General features: G+C 62.1%; 4 protein-coding genes. 3 read left to right on the forward strand and 1 reads right to left on the reverse strand.

Annotated elements, in window-relative coordinates; genetic code table 11:
- Positions 1–1,515: 1,515 nt before the first annotated feature.
- On the reverse strand, positions 1,516–2,130 hold the full coding sequence (locus tag QMK17_RS25825; RefSeq protein ID WP_283512142.1) for a helix-turn-helix domain-containing protein: 615 nt from the start codon (positions 2,128–2,130) through the stop codon (positions 1,516–1,518).
- Between the two features lie 110 nt (positions 2,131–2,240).
- Between QMK17_RS25825 and QMK17_RS25830 the strand changes: the two genes are divergently transcribed.
- The 3 genes from QMK17_RS25830 to QMK17_RS25840 all read left to right on the forward strand — a co-directional run bounded on the left by QMK17_RS25830 (position 2,241) and on the right by QMK17_RS25840 (position 5,610).
- Positions 2,241–3,221 carry an NAD(P)/FAD-dependent oxidoreductase gene (locus QMK17_RS25830; protein WP_283512143.1) on the forward strand — a complete coding sequence of 327 codons (981 nt, stop codon included), beginning with the start codon at positions 2,241–2,243 and terminating at the stop codon, positions 3,219–3,221.
- Positions 3,218–3,898: a class I SAM-dependent methyltransferase gene (locus tag QMK17_RS25835; RefSeq protein ID WP_283512144.1), complete on the forward strand. Its 681-nt coding sequence runs from the start codon at positions 3,218–3,220 to the stop codon at positions 3,896–3,898. The genes QMK17_RS25830 and QMK17_RS25835 overlap by 4 nt, the downstream gene beginning before the upstream one ends.
- Positions 3,899–3,993: 95 nt before the next feature.
- Positions 3,994–5,610, forward strand: a complete 1,617-nt coding sequence (locus QMK17_RS25840) for an MFS transporter (protein ID WP_283512145.1) — start codon at positions 3,994–3,996, stop codon at positions 5,608–5,610.
- Positions 5,611–5,977: the final 367 nt, after the last annotated feature.

A 5,977-nucleotide genomic window follows, 5' to 3' on the forward strand; every position in this document is an offset into this window, starting at 1 on the left:
AAGGCACGATGGGCAATGAGGTGGAAGCCCGCGCTCAACGCGTTCGCGATCACCTTCGAAGGACGCATCACCCCGAACGGTAACTAACCGACGCCAAGGTCGGATCAACCGTTAATCGGACACTCCCACGATGTCGCGGATGCAAGTGAGGTCGCAGGGTTGGTGTCATCCGATTCGGCGGCGTGGGTTCGTGCGCGCGAGCCTGTCACGGCGGTGGTTTTGCGGAACCCGTGACGGCTTGTATCGGTGTAAAGCGTTCGTTTGTGGCAATGCTTGGCTTTTCCAGTTCGAGGTATCCGTTGCGCAGGACTTTTCGCGTTGATGAATTCGTTTGGCATCGGGTGGCTCACAGCGGTTCCGTGTGGAGTATCTGGAATTCGAGCGTGCCGCGAGGATGTCACTACTCGGCGCGCACAGTGGTGGATCGGGGTGAACCTGGTCGGATGGGACGTGCTGCTCAGAGGCTGTGCGGTGCGTCCAGGTGGACCCATAGGAAGCCGTCGCATCTAGCTGGGGGTCAAGGGGTCGCAGGTTCAATTCCTGTCAGCCCGACAGAGAGTTACGCAGGCCAGAGGCGGTTTCCGGTTTATCGGGAGCCGCCTTTTCGGTGCCAAAACGGGGGCTCGGTGCCGCCCGATGTCACTACTCGATCCTTACTTGGTTTTCGGGGTCCACCGAAGTCCGCTCTGAAGACCGAGTTTCGACGGAACTTCAACCTCGGAACGATCAGCTGAGTTGACCAATGCGCCTCGGTATAAAGTACTGCTCGTCGACGGTAAACCGCGGTGGGCAATCCAGGGCCGGCGTCAGCAGCTGTCGACCCCGACATACCGCCGACCGTCGCAGTGCGGATCGCCGGGCCCGTGCAGTCATCCCGGTCCGAGGGCACCCGCTGGGGCTACGCCGCCGCGCGGCGACGATTCGCTGGATGATGCAGGAGCAAGGGGCACGTTCCCGTTGCACACGCACCCAGTCACCGTCGCCGCGTACCTCGTCGGCGCTGCCGACACCCGCATCGAGACGGGGGAGCGGGCATACGCCGTCACCACCTTCGGCAACTGGGTCGCGGCAATCAACACCCACCGCGTCCCCAGCTCTGTGACTACCCGAGTTCCGCTAGGGCGACTCGTCGTCGTGACCACCTTGATCACGACTCTAGGGGTCCGGAAAACGGGGTCGCGGCAGAGCGATGCCGCGGCTGCCGAAAATGGCAGGCAGCATTGGCGCAACTCGCCACGGCTGGTTTATGAACAAACTAGACAGATTGTTTCGCGAGCTTCCGCTCTGCGAGGACGCTTGCCGAGCGAATATGGTCCCGTATGGTGCTCGACGTGATCGGTTATCGCTCATGCGTACTCGTGAGCAGACGCCTGGGTTGCCTCCGTTTGGTCATCGGCCACGAACCGGGCCGATAGTGCCGTTGCAAGACACGTGCGATGCTCTCACCCGACATGCGCCGCGCGGCTTGTCGAAAACGCTGTGCGCGTGTCCGGTCGCCGAACACTCGACGCGGCCTCAGTCGTTGGTTGCCGGTTCTTGTGTTCCGGCGCGGATATGAGCGCGCTCGCCCTGTTTCCCGATGAGGCTGAGGAATTCGACGGGCCCTGAACTCGTCGCGCCGAACCAGTGTGGGGTACGGGTGTCGAACTCGGCGGCCTCCCCGGGTTCGAGGATCAGGTCCCGTTCTCCGAGTACGAGCCGGAGCTTTCCGCTGAGGACGAACGCCCAGTCGAACCCTTCGTGCGTTCGGAGGATAGGCGGGGCGTCGTCGCGTCCGGCGGGGAGAATGATCTTATAGGCCTGGATGCCGCCTGGCCGACGGGTCAGCGGTACGACAGTTGAGCCGTCTTTGGTGTTCAGCGGGCGCATGTTGATGCGCGGATCTCCGGTCGGCGGCGCGTCGACGAGCTCGTCGAGGGTCACTCCGTATGCCTCAGCCAACGGCAACAGTTGTTCCAAGGTAGGTCGGCGAAGCCCAGCTTCGAGCCGAGACAACGTGCTCGTCGAGATACCGGTTTCCTCGGCCAGATTGATCAGCGTGATGTCACGGCGCTGCCGAAGTTGTTTGAGTCGACTCCCTACAGCGTCGAGCGTGCGATCGGTTGCCTGCTTTGTTCGGTTGGTCTCCATTCCAATACTTTGCCATTCGGCAACAAGGTTTGCACCGGAGAGTCGTTCTTGCCATGGTCGAAGAACGCAGTCGGACGATTGCTGTCGTGCAACACCTTTCGAGGAGCGAAATGGCAGAAAATTTGGGTGTGGTGCGTGACGTCGTAATCGTGGGCGGCGGTGCTGCCGGCCTGAGCGCCGCGTTGACCTTGGCGCGTGCTCGACGGTCGGTCACGGTGATCGACGCGGGCGAGCCGAGGAATGCTCCGGCCGGAGGCGTGCACGGTTTGTTGGCTCTCGATGGCGTCGGACCAGATGAATTGATAGCTCGAGGACGGAAAGAAGTGCTCGGATACGGCGGGGAGATTCTCGATGGCGAAGTCGTCGACATCTCTCGCACGAAAGATGTATTCGCAATCACACTGCGCGACAACCGACTTCTGCATGCGCGGCGTCTGTTAATCGCAACCGGTCTGGTCGACGTATTGCCCGATGTGCCCGGAGTACGCGAGCAGTGGGGCCGCGGCGTCGTACATTGCCCGTATTGCCACGGCTGGGAGGTTCGCGACCACAAGATCGGCGTCCTGGCAATGGAGCCGATGGAACTGCACAAGGCGTTTCTGTTCCGTCAGTGGAGCTCGGACATCGTGTTGTTCGCCGGGGGTATCGAGCTGGACGCCGAACAACGTGCACAACTCGACGCATTCGATATCGCGGTGGTCGGCGGCGCAGTCGATCGGCTCGAGATCGACGGCGATCGACTCACGGGTGTACGGCTCCGGGACGGTCGTGTTGTCGAGGTCGACACCGTCGCCGTTTCTACGAAGATGGTTGCCCGCACCGATCTTTTCACCGGAATCGGAATCGAGTCGACGCCCCATCCGTCCGGGGGCGCGTTCATCAAGACCGACGAGGTCGGACAGACCGCGGTGCCCGGGGTGTGGGCTGCCGGCAACGCATCCGACATTTCCGCGCAGGTGAGTGGCGCCGCTGCGGAAGGAGCCCGCGCGGCCCAACACATCAACGCCAACCTGGTGATGGACGAACTGACGCGGGCCGTTGCCGCGAATGCCGACACCACCGCCATCACCGAAAGAGAACTCTCCCGATGACGCATTCATTCGACAAGGACTACTGGGACCAGATTTGGCAGGGCGACCGCGCTACCGCGATGGCTGCCGGTGATCCCAACCCGCACCTGGTGCAGGAGATCAACGACCTGACTCCTGGTACAGCTATCGATGCGGGTTGCGGCGCAGGAACAGAAGCGATCTGGCTCGCGGCGCACGGTTGGCAGGTCACCGGTGCTGACATTGCCACCGACGCCCTCGCGCGCGCCCGTGACAAGGCCGCTGCCTGCGGCGTCGAAGAACAGGTGCAGTTCGTCGAAGCGGACTTGTCCTCATGGACACCACACGAGCAGTACGACCTGGTCACCACCCACTATTCGCATCCCGCAATGCCCCAACTCGAGTTCTACGACCGCCTGGCGACGTGGGTAGCCCCGGGCGGAACCTTGTTCATCGTCGGTCACCTCCATCTCGCGGCGAGTCACGTCGCGGCCGATAATCACGGCCACGGCCACGGCCACGGACATGGGCACGGGCAGGGCACCGGCGAGCAACCGCCCGACGAGGCGACGGCAACCGCAGCAGGGATTACAGCGCGACTCGACCCATCACTGTGGGACGTACGGACTGCCAACGAATCTCATCGCACGGTGAACGGTCCCGACGGACGAGAGACGACGATCCACGACGTGGTCGTCAGAGCGACGCGCCGCAACTGAACCGGGCCATCAGGCCTGAACCCGATCACGACGTCGCCGGCGCCCGAAATGGTGCCGGCGCGCCATTTCTTCTGCCCTCATTCAGAAAGAAAACTGTGAGCACACATGCATCGACACCGACAACCGGTGACGTCCACTCGACTATCGACGATCATGCCCGTCGCCGCGCGATACTGATCGCGGTCTGCATCGCGCTCATGGCCGTCATCGCGTCCGTGACCGGACTCAACGTCGCCCAACCTCAACTCGCCGTAGAGTTCGATGCTCCACAGAGTGAAGTGCTGTGGTTCATCAACCTCTACACAATGAGTTTGGCTGCACTCCTCCTACCTCTCGGTGCACTCGGAGACCGGGTTGGACGCAAACCGATGTTACTGGCCGGGTTGGCCACTTTCGGCATCTCGAATATTGCTGCCGGACTGGCAAATTCGTCGGAGATGATGCTGACCTCCCGCTTCGTCTCCGGCGTCGGTGCGGCAATGATCATGCCAGTCACCCTTGCTGTCATCACATCGACCTTTCCGGACGATGAGCGAGCCAAGGGCATCGGGGTCTGGACCGCGGTCGCCGGCGGCGGCGGCATTCTCGGTATGTACCTGTCCGCGCTACTCGTCGATATCGCCTCGTGGCGATGGCTGTTCGTGCTACCCGTTGCGCTCGTGCTGATTTCGGCCGCGTTGATCATTCGGTCTGTTCCCAACTCGAAAGAGATCACCGAGCACCGGTTCGATGCTGTCGGCTCAGTCACGTCAGCTATAGCGGTCCTGGCTATTGTCTTCGTGCTCCACGAAGGGCCCGTGTACGGGTGGACCGAACCGCTGACTCTCATCGCTGTCGTTGCGGCAGTCGTTGCCGTCATCTTATTTATAGTGTGGGAACTGCGGCAGCAAGCGCCACTCCTGGATGTACGCCTGTTCGGCGGACGCAATCTGTCCAGCGGCTCGCTCACGCTCCTGGTGGTTTTCGGAGTTCAGGCCGGAATCTTCGTCGTCCTCTTCCCGTTCCTACAGGTCGTACTCGGCTGGTCGGCGCTGCGCGCCACCCTGGCCCTCATGCCGATGGCACTAATGATGATGGCCGCTTCCGTTCTCGCCCCTCGCCTCGCTGCCCGCGTCGGAAGCCGCTCGGCGATGGTGTCGGGCATCTTTTTTGCCGGCGTCGGTCTCGTACTCATGGCGAGCCTGGTGTCCGTCGACGGCGGTTACCTCGCGGTGCTGCCAGGGATGCTCGCGATGGGTCTGGGCATGGGCCTGGCTATGACGCCGTCGACCGAGGCCATCACCGGTGCCTTGCCGCGCGAGCGGCAAGGGGTCGCTTCGGCGATGAACGACGTGACTCGTGAGTTCGGCACCGCCCTGGGGGTGGCACTACTCGGCGCGGTCCTCTCCGCGGGTTACCGAAACTCGATCGATCCCCGGCTCGACGGGATCCCGACCGACATTGCCGATACCGCCCGCGAGGGCGTCACGACCGCAGTCGTCGCCGCCGACGGAGCGGGCGAGCTCGCCCAGGATCTGGTGCGGGCGGCCGAAGAATCCTTCGTCGACGGTTGGCAACACTCCATGTGGGCTGGTACAGCGGTCATGGCCGCATTGTTCGTGTACGTGCTCGTCCGCGGTCCAGTTGTGGCGTCTACTCCATCGTCAGCCCCCAATATGGCGAAGACTCGAAGGACTCCGGCCGCCGAATCGTCCGAAGACCGCGCGCGATAAAGATCAATCAACGTCTATTCCGGCGAGCGTTACCTGAGGTGTACATCAGAAGTCCGACGGTGCGGTAACTGTCGTTCACGCCGCACTTCGAACCGGAAACTTGTCGTTCACTTGAATGACTCGACAACGGTTGGACGTAAACCTTGCTAGATGAACAACCGACATAAAACCGACAGGGTTGTCATACGCGTGTTCAAATCGAATGGTGGTAGACAGACAGACGAATCACTGCAGGGCATTAGCCTGAATGCACCGATGAGCTGATGTGCCAGCTGCGAGTTTCGTTGTGACGCTGCGATGCGGGTATGGGCGTGGGTGATCGTCCGACCTCGGTGTCGGGTTGTTCCACTGGGTTTTTCATCTCGTG

Origin of the sequence: Rhodococcus sp. G-MC3 (assembly GCF_030063335.1) — a bacterium.
Taxonomy (GTDB): Bacteria; Actinomycetota; Actinomycetes; order Mycobacteriales; family Mycobacteriaceae; genus Rhodococcoides.